General features: G+C 66.1%; 8 protein-coding genes. 6 read left to right on the top strand and 2 right to left on the bottom strand.

Annotated elements, in window-relative coordinates:
* Positions 1-12 precede the first annotated feature (12 nt).
* On the top strand, positions 13-1143 hold the full coding sequence (locus AC1KVE_RS03640) for an NADP-dependent oxidoreductase (protein ID WP_481091898.1): 1131 nt from the start codon (positions 13-15) through the stop codon (positions 1141-1143).
* Positions 1144-2196: 1053 nt separating this feature from the next.
* On the opposite strand, the gene AC1KVE_RS03635 is transcribed toward AC1KVE_RS03640, so the two are convergent.
* Positions 2197-7206 carry an NAD-glutamate dehydrogenase gene (locus AC1KVE_RS03635; RefSeq protein ID WP_481091899.1) on the bottom strand — a complete coding sequence of 1670 codons (5010 nt, stop codon included), beginning with the start codon at positions 7204-7206 and terminating at the stop codon, positions 2197-2199.
* Between the two features lie 289 nt (positions 7207-7495).
* On the opposite strand from AC1KVE_RS03635, the gene AC1KVE_RS03630 reads away from it, so the two are divergent.
* From AC1KVE_RS03630 to AC1KVE_RS03620, 3 genes are read left to right on the top strand one after another with little or no spacing between them, the layout of a single operon-like run.
* Complete coding sequence (locus AC1KVE_RS03630; protein WP_024940186.1) at positions 7496-8155, top strand: TetR/AcrR family transcriptional regulator; 660 nt, start codon at positions 7496-7498, stop codon at positions 8153-8155.
* A 14-nt stretch (positions 8156-8169) separates the two neighbouring features.
* Positions 8170-9477 carry an efflux RND transporter periplasmic adaptor subunit gene (locus AC1KVE_RS03625; protein ID WP_046343141.1) on the top strand — a complete coding sequence of 436 codons (1308 nt, stop codon included), beginning with the start codon at positions 8170-8172 and terminating at the stop codon, positions 9475-9477.
* Positions 9478-9489: 12 nt separating this feature from the next.
* On the top strand, positions 9490-12660 hold the full coding sequence (locus AC1KVE_RS03620; protein ID WP_065031636.1) for a multidrug efflux RND transporter permease subunit: 3171 nt from the start codon (positions 9490-9492) through the stop codon (positions 12658-12660).
* A gap of 580 nt (positions 12661-13240) precedes the next feature.
* On the opposite strand, the gene AC1KVE_RS03615 is transcribed toward AC1KVE_RS03620, so the two are convergent.
* Complete coding sequence (locus AC1KVE_RS03615) at positions 13241-14230, bottom strand: LacI family DNA-binding transcriptional regulator (protein WP_184456178.1); 990 nt, start codon at positions 14228-14230, stop codon at positions 13241-13243.
* A 162-nt stretch (positions 14231-14392) separates the two neighbouring features.
* Between AC1KVE_RS03615 and ptsP the strand changes: the two genes are divergently transcribed.
* Both ptsP and pfkB read left to right on the top strand, forming a co-directional pair.
* Positions 14393-16912 carry a phosphoenolpyruvate--protein phosphotransferase gene (gene ptsP / locus AC1KVE_RS03610; protein WP_481091900.1) on the top strand — a complete coding sequence of 840 codons (2520 nt, stop codon included), beginning with the start codon at positions 14393-14395 and terminating at the stop codon, positions 16910-16912.
* A complete protein-coding gene (gene pfkB, locus AC1KVE_RS03605) occupies positions 16909-17865 on the top strand; it encodes a 1-phosphofructokinase (RefSeq protein ID WP_126966033.1) in 957 nt (318 codons plus the stop codon). The genes ptsP and pfkB overlap by 4 nt, the downstream gene beginning before the upstream one ends.
* The last annotated feature ends 71 nt before the right edge of the window (positions 17866-17936 follow it).

Raw genomic sequence — 17936 nt, 5'->3', positions numbered from 1 at the left:
ATGGATGCGTCGATGCAAACCGCCCACATGGCGATCAGGCGGCAGGCACGCAGTTGCCAGCGCACAGGTGAAGGCGGCCGGGGATCGCATCGCGCCCGGCCACGCATCCAGACAACGACAGCAGTGGACCCGAACCAGATGAAAGCACTCACCTTCAAACGCTATGGCAAATCTCCCGACATCGGCTTCAGCGAGCGCGCCCGCCCGACGCTGCAGCCCGACGAACTGCTGGTCGAGGTGCACGCCGCTGGCGTGAACCCGATCGACAACATGATTCCCACCGGCATCTTCAAACCCGTGGTGAAGTTCGAGCTGCCCGCCACGCTGGGCAGCGACGTGGCCGGGATCGTCATCGATGTCGGCAGCCGCGTCACCCGCTTCAAGCGGGGCGATGCGATTTTTGCCAGCGTGTTCGATCTTGGCCGCGGCACCATCGCCGAGTATGTCGCGGTACCGGAAAGCGCCGCAGCGCTGAAGCCGGCCAATCTGGATTTTATGCAGGCGGCATCGCTGCCGATGGTCGCGCTCACGTCCTGGCAGGCCCTGAAGGAACGTGCCGACCTGCAGCCCGGCCAGAAAGTGTTCATTCCTGCCGGTTCCGGCGGTATCGGCACCATCGCAATCCAGCTGGCAAAACACCTCGGCGCCACCGTCGGCACCACCACCAGCACCGGCAACGTCGCGCTGGTGAACAGCCTTGGCGCAGACGAGGTGGTCGACTACAGGCAACAGGACTTCGAGACCGTGCTGCGCGGCTACGACATCGCGCTTGGCACGATGCGGGGCGATACGATCGAAAAATCGCTCGCCATCCTCAAACCCGGCGGCAGGATCGTGTCGCTGGTCGGGCCGCTGGATGCAGCCTTTGCCCGCGCACGCCGGTTGAATGTCGTGCTGCAATTCGTCTTCGCCATGATGAGCCGCAAGATCATCCGTCTAGCGAACAAGCACAACGTCGCCTACTCGTTCCTGTTCGTACGCCCCAATGGCACGCAGCTGGCCAAAATCGGCGAATTGCTCGAAGCCGAACGCATTCTCCCGGTCATCGACAAGGTGTTTGCGTTCGAGCAAGCCAAGGAAGCGCTCGAGTATCTTGCGCAGGGCCGTGCCAAGGGCAAGGTAGTGGTGAAGATCAATAAATAATAAAGCGTACACCCGAGAAAAATGCGACAGAAAATCGGAACGGCGACAGAAAATCTGAAAAACAGAAATCAACTTCTTTGCATCGCTTCAAGCCAAAAATAATCCACCTTCGGTGGATTATTTTTAAACGTTACCAGTCAACCGTCGACCTCAAGCTCCACCTACGCCACAACTTCTTGTTCGATTGTACGTGTAGGAGGTCAGTACCCAGCCGCCACCGCTGCCATTAGGACCCGACTGCCACGTATATGTCCACGTTCTAGCAATACCGCCCCCGCAGCTCGACACTCCGAATGTTTGACCATTAGAACCGCCTGCCGGAAGTGGGACAGGTGGAGCCTCTTGAAGTGGGCGAATTGCGCCGCTATCGGTGCTTGAAAGGCGTACTGTGATGTTTCCGGAAAACGTAACATTTGAATCAAACGACGTCCCCGCCCCCGGTGCTGCTGATAGCCACTGCGCAATCTGTTTTGCTTCACGCGAACCTGCTGCATAAGTAGTTTCGCTGGTTATCGATGTTCGGGCACGATTTTCCTGACCGAAACCTACTAGTGGGAAAGCAATAGACGTGAGAAATAACAACTTAGCAGCGAATGCGGATATACATTGCATAAATTCTCCATGAATGTCTTTTGCCACTACTCAAGTATTGCCCGGATAAATTAACAGGATATGAACAATGATCTTATACATTACCATATATTAAAATATTGTTTTTTACATTTTAAACATATTTATAGGCGATATATAGCACTTATAAAACAATCTTCCGACAACGCTTTTCTAATGGTGAATTGGTGAACGTTGAAACACGATAAAAAGGCCGCTCACGGGCATAATTCTGTTCACTTAAGCGCTTGGTCGAGCGTTTTGCGGCTGAATAACGTCGCCAAACCCAATGAAAACAGCGCTTCCCTGAGACACGAAAGCGCCGTTTTTTCTTAAAGTGAACAGCATTACGCCCACGGGCAGACTATTTGCTGGAAGCAATTGCAATTAGTAGAGAAGCACGATGACGGATTCTCAGCTCCGCCATCGCGCTTTGGCACGTCCTTACAAGCCGTGTGCCGCCAGTTGCCCGAGACGCTGCACTGCGACCGATACGGTCGGGTAGTCCAGGGTCTTCTGCTCGGCCACATCGGCGAGCATGGCCAGGGTGAAGCGCAGGCTGGAATCGTCGCGTGCCAGCCAATTGGCCACCTTGTCCTCGGCGCTGCTGCCGGGCAGGGTCAGCACCTGCGCCACCAGTGCGCGTTGATGCGCGGCCAGCTCGTCGCGCAGCACACCACGTGCCACCGCGTGCCAGCGGCCGTTGACCTCCAGCGCGTCGATCTGCTCAAACAACCACGGCAAACGCAGCGCTTCGCCCAGGCGGAAATGCACCTTGGACACGTCCACCGGCTTGAGCTTGCGGGTGCGTGCGGTTTCGATGATGTCGAAGGCCGGTTCCAGATAGCGTAGCTCGGACAACTGCTGCGCCAGCTGCGGCGGTAGGCCCTTGTCCTGCCATTCCTGCACGCTGGCTTCGTACTGCGGGCGCTGCGTATCGGAGAGCACACCGGAGGCGACACGGATGTCGTTGAACGGGCCGTGGTAACGCTCCACCGCCGCGGTGATGCCCGGCATCTGGCCCGGACGCAACAGCAGCCAACGCACGAACGAGCGCTGCAGCCGCCAGATCACTTCCAGCGCATCGATCTGCACCGACTCGGGCACCTTGCCGTCCAACGCGTCGATCTGCGTCCACAGCGCGCGTGCATCCAGCGTCTCGCGGCTGATGGTGTAGGCCTTGGCGACCTCGGCGATGCTGCGGCCGGTGTCTTCCTGCATGCGCATCAGGAAGGTGGCGCCCATGCGGTTGATGGTGGTGTTGGTCACCGCGGTGGCGATGATCTCGCGCTTGAGGCGGTGACGCTCCATCGCATCGGCGTACTTTTTCTGCAGCGGCTGCGGGAAGTAACGCTGCAATTCCTTGGACAGATACGGGTCTTCGGGAATATCCGATTCCAGCAGCTGCTGGAATGCCACCAGCTTGGAGTACGACAACAGCACCGACAGCTCCGGGCGCGACAAGCCCTGCCCGCGCGCCTTGCGTGCGGACAGTTCGGCATCGGACGGCAGGAACTCGATCTGGCGATCGAGCAGGCCCTGCAGTTCCAGCGTGCGGATGAAGTGCTGCTTGGAGCCGAGACGTTTGACGCTCATCCGCTCCATCAGGCTGATCGCCTGGTTCTGGCGGTAGTTGTCCCACAACACCAGGTCGGCCACTTCGTCGGTCATCGAAGCGAGCAATGTGTTGCGCGCGTCGTAGGTGAGCTTCTTGGCCTGCACCATGTCGTTGAGCAGGATCTTGATGTTCACCTCGTGATCGGAGGTGTCCACGCCGGCCGAGTTGTCGATGAAGTCGGTGTTGAGCAGCACCCCGGCCTGCGCGGCCTCGATGCGGCCGAGCTGGGTCAGGCCCAGGTTGCCACCCTCGCCCACCACCTTGCAGCGCAGCTCGCCACCGTTGACGCGCAGGCCGTTGTTGGCGCGGTCGCCCACATCGGCGTGCGACTCGCTGGACGCCTTGACGTAGGTGCCGATGCCGCCATTCCAGAACAGGTCCACCGGCGCCTTGAGGATGGCGTTCATCAGCTCGTTGGGCGAGAGCTGCTTGACGTCGGATTCCAAGCCCAGGACCTCGCGCACCGGCGCGCTGATGTCGATGGACTTGAGCGTGCGCGGATAGATGCCGCCGCCGGCGCTGATCAGCTTGGCCTCGTAGTCGGCCCAGCTGGAACGCGGCAGCTTGAACAGGCGCTCGCGCTCGGCGAACGAGGCAGCGGCATCCGGATTGGGATCCAGGAAGATATGCCGGTGATCGAACGCGGCCAGCAGGCGGATATGCCGTGACAACAGCATGCCGTTGCCGAACACGTCGCCGGACATGTCGCCGATGCCGACCACGCTGAAGTCCTGGCTCTGGCAATCGCGCCCCATCGCACGGAAGTGGCGCTTGACCGACTCCCACGCACCGCGCGCGGTGATGCCCATGCCCTTGTGGTCGTAACCGACCGAACCGCCGGAAGCGAACGCATCGCCCAGCCAGAAGCCGTGGTCCAGCGCCAGCCCGTTGGCGATGTCGGAGAACGTGGCGGTGCCCTTGTCGGCCGCGACCACCAGGTACGGATCATCCTGGTCGTGACGCACCACCTGCGGCGGCGGCACGATCTTGCCGCCGACGATGTTGTCGGTGATGTCGAGCAGGCTCTGGATGAACAGCTTGTAGCAGGCGATGCCTTCGGCCTGGATCGCATCGCGGTCGCCGCCGACCGGCGAGCGCTTGACGTAGAAACCGCCCTTGGCCCCGACCGGCACGATGACGGTGTTCTTGACCATCTGCGCCTTGACCAGGCCCAGCACCTCGGTGCGGAAATCCTCGCGCCGGTCCGACCAGCGCAGGCCGCCACGCGCCACCGCGCCGAAGCGCAGGTGCACGCCCTCCACCCGCGGGCTGTAGACGAAGATCTCGCGGTATGGGCGCGGCTTGGGCAGGTCCGGCACGATCGAAGAATCCAGCTTGAAGCTGATGCAGTGGCCGTGCTTGCCGCTCTTGTCGGTCTGGTAATAGTTGGTGCGCAGCGTCGCATCGATCACACCGATAAAGCTGCGCAGGATGCGGTCCTCGTCCAGGCTGGAGACGCGGTCCATCAGCTTCAGCAACGTCGCGCGGGTGGCTTCCTGCTGCGCATCGCGGTCGCTTCCGCGCGCCTGCAACACCGGCTCCAGGGCCTTGAGCGTGGCCTCGTCGTCACCTGCCAGCACCGACAGTTCCTCGCGCAGGCGTTCCTGCCCGGCAAAGATCTGCGCCTTGGTCTCGCTGCCGGTGGCCGGATCGAAGCGCGCTTCGAACAGTTCTACCAGCAGGCGCGCCAGCAGCGGGTAACGGGTAAACGTCGCCTCGACATAGGCCTGCGAAAACGGCACAGCGGTCTGCAGCAGATACTTGCAGTAGCCGCGCAGCAGCGCGACCTGGCGCCAGTGCAGGCCGGCGGCCAGAATCAGGCGGTTGAAGCCGTCGTTTTCGGCATCGCCGCTCCAGATCCGCTCGAAGGCTTCGCCGAAACCGGCGTCGGCATTGGCTGCGTTGATCTTGCCGGAGGTCGATTCGACCTCGAAATCCTGGATGTAGACCGGCGTCTCGCCGACCTGCAGCCGGTATGGCCGCTCGGAGATCACCCGCAGGCCCATGTTCTCCATCATCGGCATCGCATCGGACAACGGGATGTCGTCGAGCTGGCGATACAGCTTCAGGCGCAGGCCCTCGCCGGCGTCCAGCCGCACGCCGTCGTCGCGACGGATCTCCTGCAGGCTCAGGTGCAGATCGTCCGGGCCGTCCAGTGCGGCCAGATGCTCGACGTCGGACACCGCCGATTCGATCGACGAGTCCTCGATGTAGCCGGCCGGCAGCGCACGCCCGAAGTTGGCGGCCATGCGCAGGCCATTGACCTCGCCATGCCGCGCCACCAGCGCCTCGCGCAGGGCATCGCGCCAGTTGCGCAGCAGATGCGCCAGCCGGGCCTCGAGTTCGGTAGTGTTGAATTCCAGCGCCTCGCCACTCTTGGGCCGCACGATCAGGTGCAGCTGCGCCAGCGGCGACTCGCCCAGCACCACGCTGGAATCGATGTATTCGCCGTGCAGCGCGTCCTTGAGCAAGGCTTCGATGCGCAGCCGCACATCGGTGTTGAAGCGTTCGCGCGGGATGTACACCAGCGCGGAGATGAAGCGGCTGTACTTGTCGCGGCGCAGGAACATGCGGCTGCGCACGCGCTCCTGCAGGCCGAGGATGCCGATCGCGGTGCGATACAGCTCTTCCTCGTTGGACTGGAACAGCTCCTCGCGTGGCAGCGTCTCGAGAATGTGCCGCAACGCCTTGCCGCTGTGGCTGCTCGGGGTCAGCCCGGACTTGCTCATCACGTATTCGTGGCGCTGGCGCACCAGCGGGATTTCCCACGGGCGGCGGTTGTAGGCGCTGGAGGTGAACAGGCCCAGGAAACGCTGCTCGCCGACGATACGGCCCTTGGCATCGAATTCCAGGATGCCGATGTAATCCATGTAGCCGACCCGATGCACGCGCGAGCGCGCATTGGTCTTGGTCAGGATCAGCGCATCCTTGAGCTTGGCCGAGGTGTTCAGGCCGTGCGCCGCCAGCGTGGTCACCGGGCGCGCCGGTGAGGTGTCGCGGCCGCGCATCAGGCCCAGGCCGGTTTCTTCCACCGGCGCCAGCACGTCCTGGCCGTCCTGCTTCTCCACGCGGTACTCGCGATAGCCGAAGAAGGTGAAATGGTCGGCCGCCGCCCAGCGCAGGAACTCCTGCGCCTCGTGGCGGCTGATGTCGTCCATCGGCAGGCGGCGGGTGGCCAGGTCGTCGGCCAGCATCACCATTTTTTCGCGCATCGACGCCCAGTCGTGCACGATCGCGCGCACCTCGCCCAGCACCTTGCGCACCGCCGCTTCCACCTTGGGCATGTCCTCGGCGGGCTGGCGGTCGATCTCCAGCACCATCAGCGACTCGCTCTTGCCCTCGCCCACCGCGGTCAGCTTGCCGGCCTTGTCGCGCGCAATGCGCAGCACCGGGTGGCCGAGCACGTGCACGCCGATGCCCAGGTCCGATAGCGTCATGCTCACCGAGTCCACCAGGAACGGCATGTCGTCGTTGACGATCTGCAGCAGCGTGTGCGGCGATTCGTAACCGTGGCTCTTCAGGGTCGGGTTGAACACCCGCACATTGACCGTGCCGGCCTTGCGCGTGCGCGCAAATTCCAGCATGTCCGCCGCCAGGGCCGCCCACTGTTCGGCCGGGTGGTTGGGGAACTCGTCCTCTTCCATGCGCCGGTAGAAGTCGGCGGCGAACAGCTGCACCTCGGACTGGCGGGCGGCCGGGTAGCGCTTGCGCAACGCGGCAAACACCGGCTCCAGGGTGACCGCCTGCGGCGCGGTGGCAAGCACGGGGACGGCATGGTCGGCGACCGGTTTGACCGACGTCGTGGACGATTTCGAAGCAGCTTTCTTGGCTGTCATGAGAGCGCTGGGATGCTCGGTGGAAAACCTGAATTGTACCGGCGCCGGATGAAGACGCCTTGCTGCATAGCGCAAAATCCTGGTCGGACGCCCGCCCCCGGCGCGGCGCAAAAGCACTACCCGACTGTCATTCCTGCAGCGGCGCCGGATTGGCACCTGCATGGCCACCCGCCAGACCGCCACAACCGGCAAAGTCCGGCCGGGCGCTTGGGCCACAAGGCGTTGCGCAGACAGAACTGCGACCGTCAAGCCTGTTTAAAAACTAAACTGGACGGTATAGTCTACCGCCATGACCCCCCGTTCCCACCGTGCTGCCCGGCGCTCGGACTGCGATCGCCGCATCCATGCGGCTGTGCATACGCTGCTTGCCGAGCGCGGCATGCGGCTGAGCATGGACGCGGTGGCCGAGCGCGCCGGCTGCTCCAAGCAGACGCTCTATAGTTATTACGGTTGTAAAGAAAACCTGCTGCGCGATGTGCTCCAGGACCATGTGCACCTGGCCACGGTGCCGCTAGGCACCGCCTCGGGCGAGTTGCGCGAGGATCTGCTGGCCTTCGCACTGGCCCACCTTGACCGCCTAAACCGCCCGGATGTGTTACAGACCTGCCGGTTGGTGGAAGCCGAATCGCACCGGTTCCCCGATCAGTCGCAGCAGATCTTCCAGGACGGGGTCGTCGGCATGCAGCAGCGCCTGGCGCAGCGCTTCGAGCAGGCGATGCAGGCCGGCCAGCTGCGCCATGACGATCCGCACTGTATGGCCGAACTGCTGTTGAGCATGATCGTCGGTCTGGATTTCGACCGGCAACGCTTTCAGGTTCCCCACCGCGCCGGCCTTCCCGCCAGGCAGCAGTGGGCGCAATTCGCTGTCGACACCTTCCTGCGCGCATTTGCCGCGGTCGCTGCCACGCCTTCGCTGTCCCCGCTTTCCTTTCTCACTTCAAGACCCTAACGGAGTTCCTCCTGATGATCGCCCCGCTCCGCACATTCGGCCTGGCCTGTGCCATCACCCTGGCGCTGGCTGCCTGCAGCAAGCCCGAACAACAGCAGGCGCCGCCGCCGCCGGAAGTGTCGGTGCTGGAAATGAAGCCGCAGACCCTGCCGCTGGAACGCGACCTGGTCGGCCGGCTGTCGGCATTCCGCTCGGCCGACGTGCGCGCGCGTGTGGACGGCGTGCTGCTCAAGCGCCTGTACACCGAAGGTACCGACGTCAAGGAAGGCCAGCCGCTGTTCGAGATCGACCCGGCGCCGCTGAAGGCCACGCTGCTGCAGGCGCAAGGGCAGCTGGCCGCCGCCCAGGCGACCTATGCTAATGCCCAGGTCGCCGCCAAGCGCGCGCGCAGCCTGGCTCCGCAGCAATATGTGTCGCGTGCCGACATCGACAATGCCGAAGCCACCGAGCGCTCCTCCGGCGCCAACGTGCAGCAGGCACGCGGCCAGGTCGAGTCCGCCCGCATCCAGCTCGGCTTTGCCAGCGTCACCTCGCCGATCACCGGCCGCGCCGGCATCCAGCGCGTGACCGAAGGTGCGCTGGTGGGCGCCGGTGAGGCGACCCTGCTGACCACGGTCGACCAGATCGACCCGCTGTACGTGAACTTTGCGATGAGCAGCGAAGAACTGGCCGCCCTGCGCCAGGCCCAGAGCAGCGGCAACGTGCAGCTCAGCGGCGATGGCAAGTCCACCATCAACGTGGAACTGGGCAACGGCACGCAGTACCCGCACCCGGGTACGCTGGATGTGTCGGCGGTGACGGTGGACCCGAGCACCGGTGCGGTGTCGCTGCGCGCGACCCTGCCCAATCCGGAGCAGGCGCTGCTGCCGGGCGCGTTCGTGACCTTCAAGGCCAGCCTTGGCCAGCGCAACAACGCCTACCTGGTGCCGCAGCAGGCCGTGCAGCGCGATGCCACCGGCGCCTACGCGCTGGTGCTGGGCAAGGACGGCAAGGTGGTGCGCAAGAATCTCACCGTCGATGGCCAGCAGAAGGGCCAGTGGATCGTCACCGCGGGCGTGACCCCGGGCGACCAGGTGATCGTCGACGGCGTGCAGAAGGCGAAGGAAGGCCAGCCGGCCAAGGGCGTGCCGTGGGATCCGAACAAGCCGGCGCAGGGCGGCCAGCCCGGCGCACCGGGCGCGGCTCCCGCCGCTGCCCAGGGCGGCGGCGCGCAGGCCGCACCGGCGGCCGACAAGGCCGATGCAGCGGCACCGGCCGCGCAGGAACAGTCCAAGCCGGACGCTGCGGCGCAGCCGGCCGACTCCCAGTCCAAGCAGCAGTAACGGAACCCGGACATGCCTAAGTTTTTCATCGAACACCCTGTCTTTGCCTGGGTGGTGGCGATCCTGATCTCGCTTGCGGGCGTGATCTCGATCCTGAATCTGGGTATCGAGTCGTACCCCACGATCGCCCCGCCGCAGGTCACCGTTACCGCCAACTTTCCCGGCGCCAGCGCCGATACCGCCGAAAAAGCGGTGACCCAGGTCATCGAGCAGCAGCTCACCGGTATCGACCACCTGCTGTACTTCAACTCGTCCTCGGCCGCCAACGGCCGCGTGACCATCACGCTGACCTTCGAAACCGGCACCGACGCGGATATCGCGCAGGTGCAGGTGCAGAACAAGGTGTCGCTGGCCACGCCGCGCCTGCCCTCGGAAGTCACCCAGCAGGGTGTGGTGGTGGCCAAGGCCAACGCCGGCTTCCTGATGGTGGCCGCGTTGCGCTCGGACAACCCGTCGATCAACCGCGACGCGCTCAACGACATCGTCGGCTCGCGCGTGCTCGAGCAGATCTCGCGCGTGCCCGGCGTGGGCAGCACCAACCAGTTCGGCGCCGAGTACGCGATGAACATCTGGTTGAACCCGGAGAAGCTGCAGGGCTACAACCTGTCGGCCACCCAGGTGCTGACCGCGGTGCGCAACCAGAACGTGCAGTTCGCGGCCGGTTCGGTGGGCGCCGACCCGACCCCGGAAGGCATCAGCTTCACCGCCACGGTCTCGGCCGAGGGCCGCTTCAGCTCGCCGGACCAGTTCGAGAACATCATCCTGCGCACCGACAACAACGGCGCCACGGTGCGGTTGAAGGACGTCGCACGGGTCACCGTGGGGCCTAGCAACTACGGCTTCGACACCCAGTACAACGGCAAGCCCACCGGCGCCTTCGGTATCCAGCTGTTGCCGGGTGCCAACGCCCTGAACGTCTCCGAGGCGGTCGGTGCCAAGCTCGACGAACTGCAGCCGACCTTCCCGCAGGGCGTGACCTGGTTTGCGCCGTACGAATCGACCACCTTCGTGCGCATCTCCATCGAGGAAGTGATCCACACGCTGGTGGAAGCCATCGTGCTGGTGTTCCTGGTGATGCTGCTGTTCCTGCAGAACTTCCGCGCCACCGTCATCCCCACGCTGGTGATTCCGGTCGCGCTGCTGGGCACGTTCTTCGGCATGTACATGATCGGCTTCACCATCAACCAGCTGACGCTGTTTGCGATGGTGCTGGCGATCGGCATCGTGGTCGACGACGCGATCGTGGTGATCGAGAACGTCGAACGCATCATGAGCGAGGAACACCTGGAGCCGAAGGCGGCCACCCAGAAGGCGATGACCCAGATCACCGGCGCGGTGGTGGCCATCACCGTGGTGCTGGCAGCGGTGTTCATCCCCTCCTCGCTGCAACCGGGCGCTTCGGGCGCGATCTACAAGCAGTTCGCACTGACCATCGCCATGTCGATGGGGTTCTCCGCGTTCCTGGCGTTGAGCTTCACCCCGGCGCTGTGCGGCGCGTTCCTCAAGTCGACCCATTCGACCAAGAAGAACTGGATCTACCGCACCTTCGACAAGTACTACGACAAGCTGGCGCATCGCTATGTCGGCGTGGTCGGCCACACCCTCAAGCGCTCGCCGCCGTGGATGATCGTGTTCGTGGTGCTGGTGGTGCTGTGCGGCTTCCTGTTCACCCGCATGCCGGGCAGCTTCCTGCCGGAAGAGGATCAGGGCTTTGCGGTGGCCATCGTGCAGCTGCCGCCGGGCGCGACCAAGATCCGCACCAACGAGGCCTTCGCGCAGATGCGTGCGGTGCTGGAGAAGCAGCCGGCCGTGGAAGGCATGCTGCAGATCGCCGGCTTCAGCTTCCTGGGTTCGGGCGAAAACGTCGGCATGGGCTTCATCCGGCTCAAGCCGTGGGAAGAGCGTGACGTCACTGCCGAGCAGTTGATCCAGCAGCTCAACGGTGCCTTCTACGGCATCAAGGGCGCGCAGATCTTCGTGGTCAACCTGCCCACCGTGCAGGGCCTGGGCCAGTTCGGCGGCTTCGACATGTGGCTGCAGGACCGCTCCGGCGCAGGCCAGCAAGCTTTGACCCAGGCGCGCAACATCGTGCTGGGCAAGGCGGCGGAAAAGCAGGACACCATGGTGGGCGTGCGCCCGAATGGCCTGGAAGACGCGCCGCAGCTGCAGTTGCACGTGGACCGTGTGCAGGCGCAGTCGATGGGCCTGGACGTCAGCGACGTCTACAGCTCGATCCAGCTGATGCTGGCGCCTGTCTACATCAACGACTACTTTTCCGAAGGCCGCATCAAGCGCGTCAACATCCGTGCCGACGACCAGTTCCGTACCGGCCCGGAGTCGCTGCGCAGCTTCTTCAGCCCCAGCGCCACGGCCACCGGTGCCGATGGTCAGCCGGGAATGATTCCGCTGAGCAATGTGGTCAAGGCCGACTGGACCTACGCCTCGCCGGCACTGAACCGCTACAACGGCTATTCGGCGGTGAATATCGTCGGCAACCCGGCGCCGGGCGGCAGCTCCGGCCAGGCGATGACCGCGATGGAGGAGATCGTCAACAACGACCTGCCGCCGGGCTTCGGTTTCGACTGGAGCGGCATGTCGTACCAGGAAATCATTGCCGGTAATGCGGCCACGCTGTTGCTGGCGTTGTCGGTGGTGGTGGTGTTCCTGTGCCTGGCCGCGCTCTACGAGAGCTGGTCGATTCCGGTGGCGGTGCTGATGGTGGTGCCGATCGGCGTGCTGGGTGCGATCACCTTCTCGATGCTGCGCGGTCTGCCGAACGATCTGTACTTCAAGATCGGCATGATCACCGTGATCGGCCTGGCGGCGAAGAATGCGATCCTGATCGTGGAGTTCGCGGTGGAGCAGCGTGCGGCAGGCAAGACGCTGCGCGAGGCGACGCTGGAAGCGGCGCATCTGCGCTTCCGCCCGATCCTGATGACTTCGTTCGCCTTCATCCTAGGTGTGCTGCCGCTGGCCATCTCCACCGGTGCCGGCGCCAACTCGCGTCACTCCATCGGTACCGGCGTGATCGGCGGCATGGTGTTCGCCACCGTGCTCGGCGTGATCTTCATTCCGCTGTTCTTCGTGGTGGTGCGCCGCATGCTGGGCGACAAGCTGGACGAACAGTCCAAGGAATACCTGCTCGCGCAGAACGACTCGGGCCCGCATCGTCCGGATCGCTGATCCCGGACATGGCGCAGAACGAAAAGCCCCGGCAGTGCCGGGGCTTTTTTTTGGCTGCGCTGCAGTCATGTCTCGTAGGAGCGCACCCGGGCGCGATGGGCCTCACCGGTAACGCCCGTCGCGCCCGGGTGCGCTCCTACGGAGTGGCGGGGATTGGTGACATGGCGTGCCTGGGCAGGACCCGCACAGCGCGATCCGCAACGAACGCCACGCCGTCGTAGGAGCGCACCTGGGCGCGATAGGCCTCACCGGTAACGCCCGTCGCGCTCGGGTGCGCTCCTACGAAGTGGCGGGAATTGGTGACATGGCGTGCTTCGACAGGACCCGCGCAGCGCGATCCGCGACAACCGCCATGCCGTCGTAGGAGCGCACCTGGGCGCGATAGGGCTCACCGGTAACGCCCGTCGCGCCCGGGTGCGCTCCTACGGAGTGGCGGGGATTGGTGACATGGCGTGCTTCGACAGGACCCGCACAGCGCGACCCGCGACAACCGCCATGCCGTCGTAGGAGCGCACCTGGGCGCGATAGGCCTCACCGGTAACGCCCGTCGCGCCCGGGTGCGCGCCTACGATGCCGGCGGCTAGGTGCGCGGGCGTGCGCCGGTAGAGCCGCGGACCATGCAGCGGCCGGTCATCACCATGCGGCGGATCGGTAGCTGCGGATTGCTCAAACGCTCGAGCAGCAGCGACATCGCCGCGCGGCCCATGTCCTCGACCGGTTGCTCGACCACGGTGATGCCCGGCTCGACCAGGTCGGTCCAGCGCTCGTTGTCGAAGCCGGCCAGCGCCAGGTCGTCGGGGATGCGCAGACCGGCGGTGCGGGCGGCCTTGAGCGCGCCCATCAACAACAGGCTGTTACTGGTCACGATGGCGTCGGGGCGGTCAGCGCCGGCCAGCCACTGGCCGACTTCGGCGATCGCCGCTTCGGCGGTGGGCGCCACTTCGCGGTAAGCCGGCGTCAGCCCCGGCACCGCCATCGCGGCCAGATAGCCGTTGCGGCGCTCGGTCGCGGTGGTACTGGTGCCGAACAGCCCACCGATTCGCCGATAGCCCTGCGCCTGCAGGTGCGCGACCAGCTCGTCCATGGCCGCAGCGTTATCCAGCACCACGCTGTCGTAGCGGCTGCCGGGGCCGGCGCGGTCCACCAGCACGGTCGGATAATCCAGCACCAGCTCGTGCATGCGCCCGACCGTGCTGCGGGTCGGCGCAAAGATCAGCCCGGTAATGCGTTCTTCCTGCATCAACTGCAGGTACAGCGCCTCGCGCTCGGGATCTTCGTCGGTATTGCACAGGGTCACGCGCATGCCGGCGCGGTAGGCCACCTCCTCCACCGCGCGGATCAGCGCGGTGAAGTAGGGGTTGCGGATGTCGGCGACGATCACCCCGAGGATGCCGGACTGCTGGGATCGCAGGCGCCGCGCCATCAAGTTGGGCCGGTAGCCGGTCTGGCGCACCGCCGCCTCGACCTTGGCCCGTACTTCCTCGCTGACCGGGCCGGTGCCCAGCGCGCGCGAGACCGTCGATTTGGAAACCCCGGCCACCCGGGCCACGTCATTGATGCTGATACTCACTGGGACCGTTCCCGCTCCATTTGCGCACCTGGGGCCAGGCGCCGTCTCTGATTCGATGCTAACCCGAAAGCACTACAACGTTTTTGTGCAGCGCACATTGACCTGGAACATGGGAACGTTCCCACTATACTGCCCAGCCCGTCCCCACCCCCGGAGTCCGTCTTGTCCTCTCCGTCGCCAGCCGCCCCCGTCACCCCCGAACTCGTGCGCCTGCGTGCGCATGCCCGCGACAAGGACGATGCCATCGCGCAGGCCGCCCAGTTGCTGGTCGCCGCCGGCTGCGTGGCGCCGGGCTACGACGCCAGCATGCGGCGCCGCGAAGGCCTGGCGAACACCTTCCTCGGCCACGGCTTGGCGATCCCGCACGGCGTCGGCGAAGACCGCCACCTGGTGCGCCGCGATGGCATCGCCGTGCTGCAGTTGCCCGAGGGCGTGGAGTGGAACCCGGGCCAGACCACCCGGCTGGTGGTCGGCATCGCCGCCCAGTCCGACACCCACATCACCCTGCTGCGCCGGCTGACCCGCCTGATCCAGGACCCGGCCCAGCTGGAAGCGCTGTTCACCACCGATGACCCCGGCGTGATCGTGGCGGCCTTGACCGGCGACCGCGCACCCGACAGCAGCGCCGCGCCGGCCACCGATCTGGCCGAATCCTTCGAATGGACCATCGCCTACCCCAGCGGCCTGCACGCCCGCCCGGCCACGCGCTGGGCCGAGACCGCGCGCGGTTTCTCGGCGCGCGCCCAGGTGCGCGCCGGCGACCAGGCCGCCGATGCCAAGAGCCTGGTCGGCCTGCTGCAGCTGGGCCTGCGTGCCGGCGACAGCATCACCGTTTCGGCCGAAGGCACTGATGCGGGTGCGCTGCTCAAGCGCCTGCGCGCAGTGATGGACAGCCTGACCGCGCAGGAAAAGGCCGATGCCGAGCGTGCCGCGCAACGCCGCGCCGCCCCGGTGGCCGGCTGGACGCCGCCGCAGGCGCAGCCGGCCATCGTCGGCATCGGCGCCAGCCCGGGCGTGGCGATCGGCATCGTGCACCGGCTGCGCGCGGCGCAGACCGAGGTGGCCGATCAACCGGTCGGCCTGGGCGATGGCGGCGCGCTGCTGCACGACGCGCTGACCCGCACCCGCCAGCAGCTGGCGGCGATCCAGGACGACACCCAGCGCCGGCTCGGCGCCTCGGACGCGGCGATCTTCAAGGCCCAGGCCGAGCTGCTCAACGACACCGACCTGATCACCCGCACCTGCCAGCTGATGGTCGAAGGCCACGGCGTGGCGTGGTCCTGGCACCAGGCGGTGGAACAGATCGCCTCGGGCCTGGCCGCACTCGGCAACCCGGTGCTGGCCGGCCGCGCGGCCGACCTGCGCGACGTCGGCCGCCGCGTGCTGGGCCAGCTCGACCCGGCTGCCGCCGGCGCCGGCCTGACCGACCTGCCCGAGCAGCCCTGCATCCTGCTGGCCGGCGATCTGTCGCCGTCGGACACCGCCAACCTGGACACCGCACGCGTGCTCGGTCTGGCCACCGCGCAAGGCGGGCCGACCTCGCATACCGCGATCCTGTCGCGCACGCTCGGACTGCCGGCGCTGGTCGCGGCCGGCGGCCAACTCATGGATATCGAAGACGGCGTCACCGCCATCATCGACGGCAGCAGTGGGCGGCTGTACATCAACCCGTCCGAGCTGGACCTGGATGCGGCGCGCACGCATATCGCCGAGCAGCAGGCGATCCGCGAGCGCGAAGCCGCGCAGCGCGCCTTGCCAGCCGAAACCAGCGACGGCCACCACATCGACATCGGCGCCAACGTCAACCTGCCCGACCAGGTTGCGATGGCGCTGACCCAGGGCGCCGACGGCGTCGGCCTGATGCGGACCGAATTCCTGTTCCTGGAAAGCGGCAGTACGCCCAGCGAGGACGAGCAGCACGCAACCTACCTGGCGATGGCGCAGGCGCTGGATGGCCGCCCGCTGATCGTGCGCGCGCTGGATATAGGCGGCGACAAGCAGGTGGCGCATCTGGAGCTGCCGCACGAGGAAAACCCGTTCCTGGGCGTGCGCGGCGCGCGCCTGCTGCTGCGTCGCCCGGACCTGCTCGAACCGCAGCTGCGTGCGCTGTACCGCGCCGCCAAGGACGGGGCGCGGCTGTCGATCATGTTCCCGATGATCACCTCGGTGCCGGAGCTGATCACCCTGCGCGCCATCTGCGCGCGCATCCGCGCCGAACTCGACGCGCCCGAGGTGCCGATCGGCATCATGATCGAGGTACCCGCCGCCGCCGCGCAGGCCGACGTGCTGGCGCGCCATGCGGACTTCTTCTCGATCGGCACCAACGACCTGACCCAGTACGTGCTGGCGATCGACCGCCAGAACCCGGAGCTGGCCGCCGAAGCCGACAGCCTGCACCCGGCGGTGCTGCGCATGATCCGCAGCACGATCGAAGGTGCGCGCAAACACGACCGCTGGGTCGGCGTGTGCGGTGGCCTGGCCGGCGATCCGTTCGGCGCCAGCCTGCTGGCCGGACTGGGCGTGCAGGAACTGTCGATGACGCCCAACGACATCCCGGCGGTGAAGGCACGCCTGCGCGGCACCGCGCTGAGCACGCTGCAGCAGCTCGCCGAGCAGGCGCTGAACTGCGAAACCGCAGAGCAGGTGCGCGCCCTGGAAGCGCAGCGCGAGGGCCAGGCATGAACCTGCACGCCATCACGGTGACGCTGAACCCGGCGATCGACCAGACCATCCAGCTCGACAGCCTGCAGCCGGGCGCGGTGCATCGCGCCAGCAGCGTGCGCAACGATGCCGGCGGCAAGGGCATCAACGTGGCCGCCTGTCTGGCCGACTGGGGCAGCCAGGTCGCCGCGCTCGGCGTGCTCGGGGTCGGCAATGCCGGCGTGTTCGAGGCGCTGTTCCGCGAGCGCGGCATTGCCGATCACTGCCAGCGCGTGGCCGGCGAGACACGCACCAACCTCAAGCTGGTCGAAGCGCGCAGCAACGACACCACCGACATCAACCTGCCCGGGCTGCGCCTGGGCCAGCCGCACCTGCAGGGCGTGGCCGATCACCTCGCCCCGCTGCTGCGCCCCGGCCTGCCGGTGGTGCTGTCGGGCAGCCTGCCGGCCGGCCTGCCGGACGACAGCTGGGCGCAGTTGCAGGCCCAGGCCAGCGCCGCCGGTGCGCGCGTGCTGCTGGACACCAGCGGCGCGCCGCTGGTGGCCGCGCTTGGTGCCGAACGCCAGGCGCTGCCGTACGCGGTCAAGCCGAACCGCCACGAGCTGGAAGCCTGGACCGGTCGCCCGCTGAGCGACCGTGCCGCCCTCAGCGCCGCCGCGCACGAACTGATCGCGCGCGGCATCCAGCTGGTGGTCATTTCGATGGGGACCGAAGGCGCGCTGTTCGTGCAGCGCGACCAGCGCCTGATCGCGCGTCCGCCGCGCCTGGCGCAGGGCAGCAGCGTGGGCGCCGGTGACGCGATGGTGGCCGGCCTGGCCGCCGCGCTGCTCGGCGAGTCCACCGATCTGGAAAGTTGCGCACGGCTGGCGACCGCGTTCTCGGTCAGCCGGCTGGAAAGCGGCGATGCGCGCCGGCTGAACCCGCAGCAGGTACGCAAGCTCGCTGGCGAGATCGTCATCGACCCGCTCTCGTAGCACCACCGCCGGCGCGAACGCTGGCAGCGCCAGCGCAGCGCGCCGGTGTTATGCGCAAGACACCACGTATC

The organism is Xanthomonas sp. NCPPB 2864, from assembly GCF_056675615.1.
This window is presented reverse-complemented; position numbering and strand designations above follow the sequence as displayed.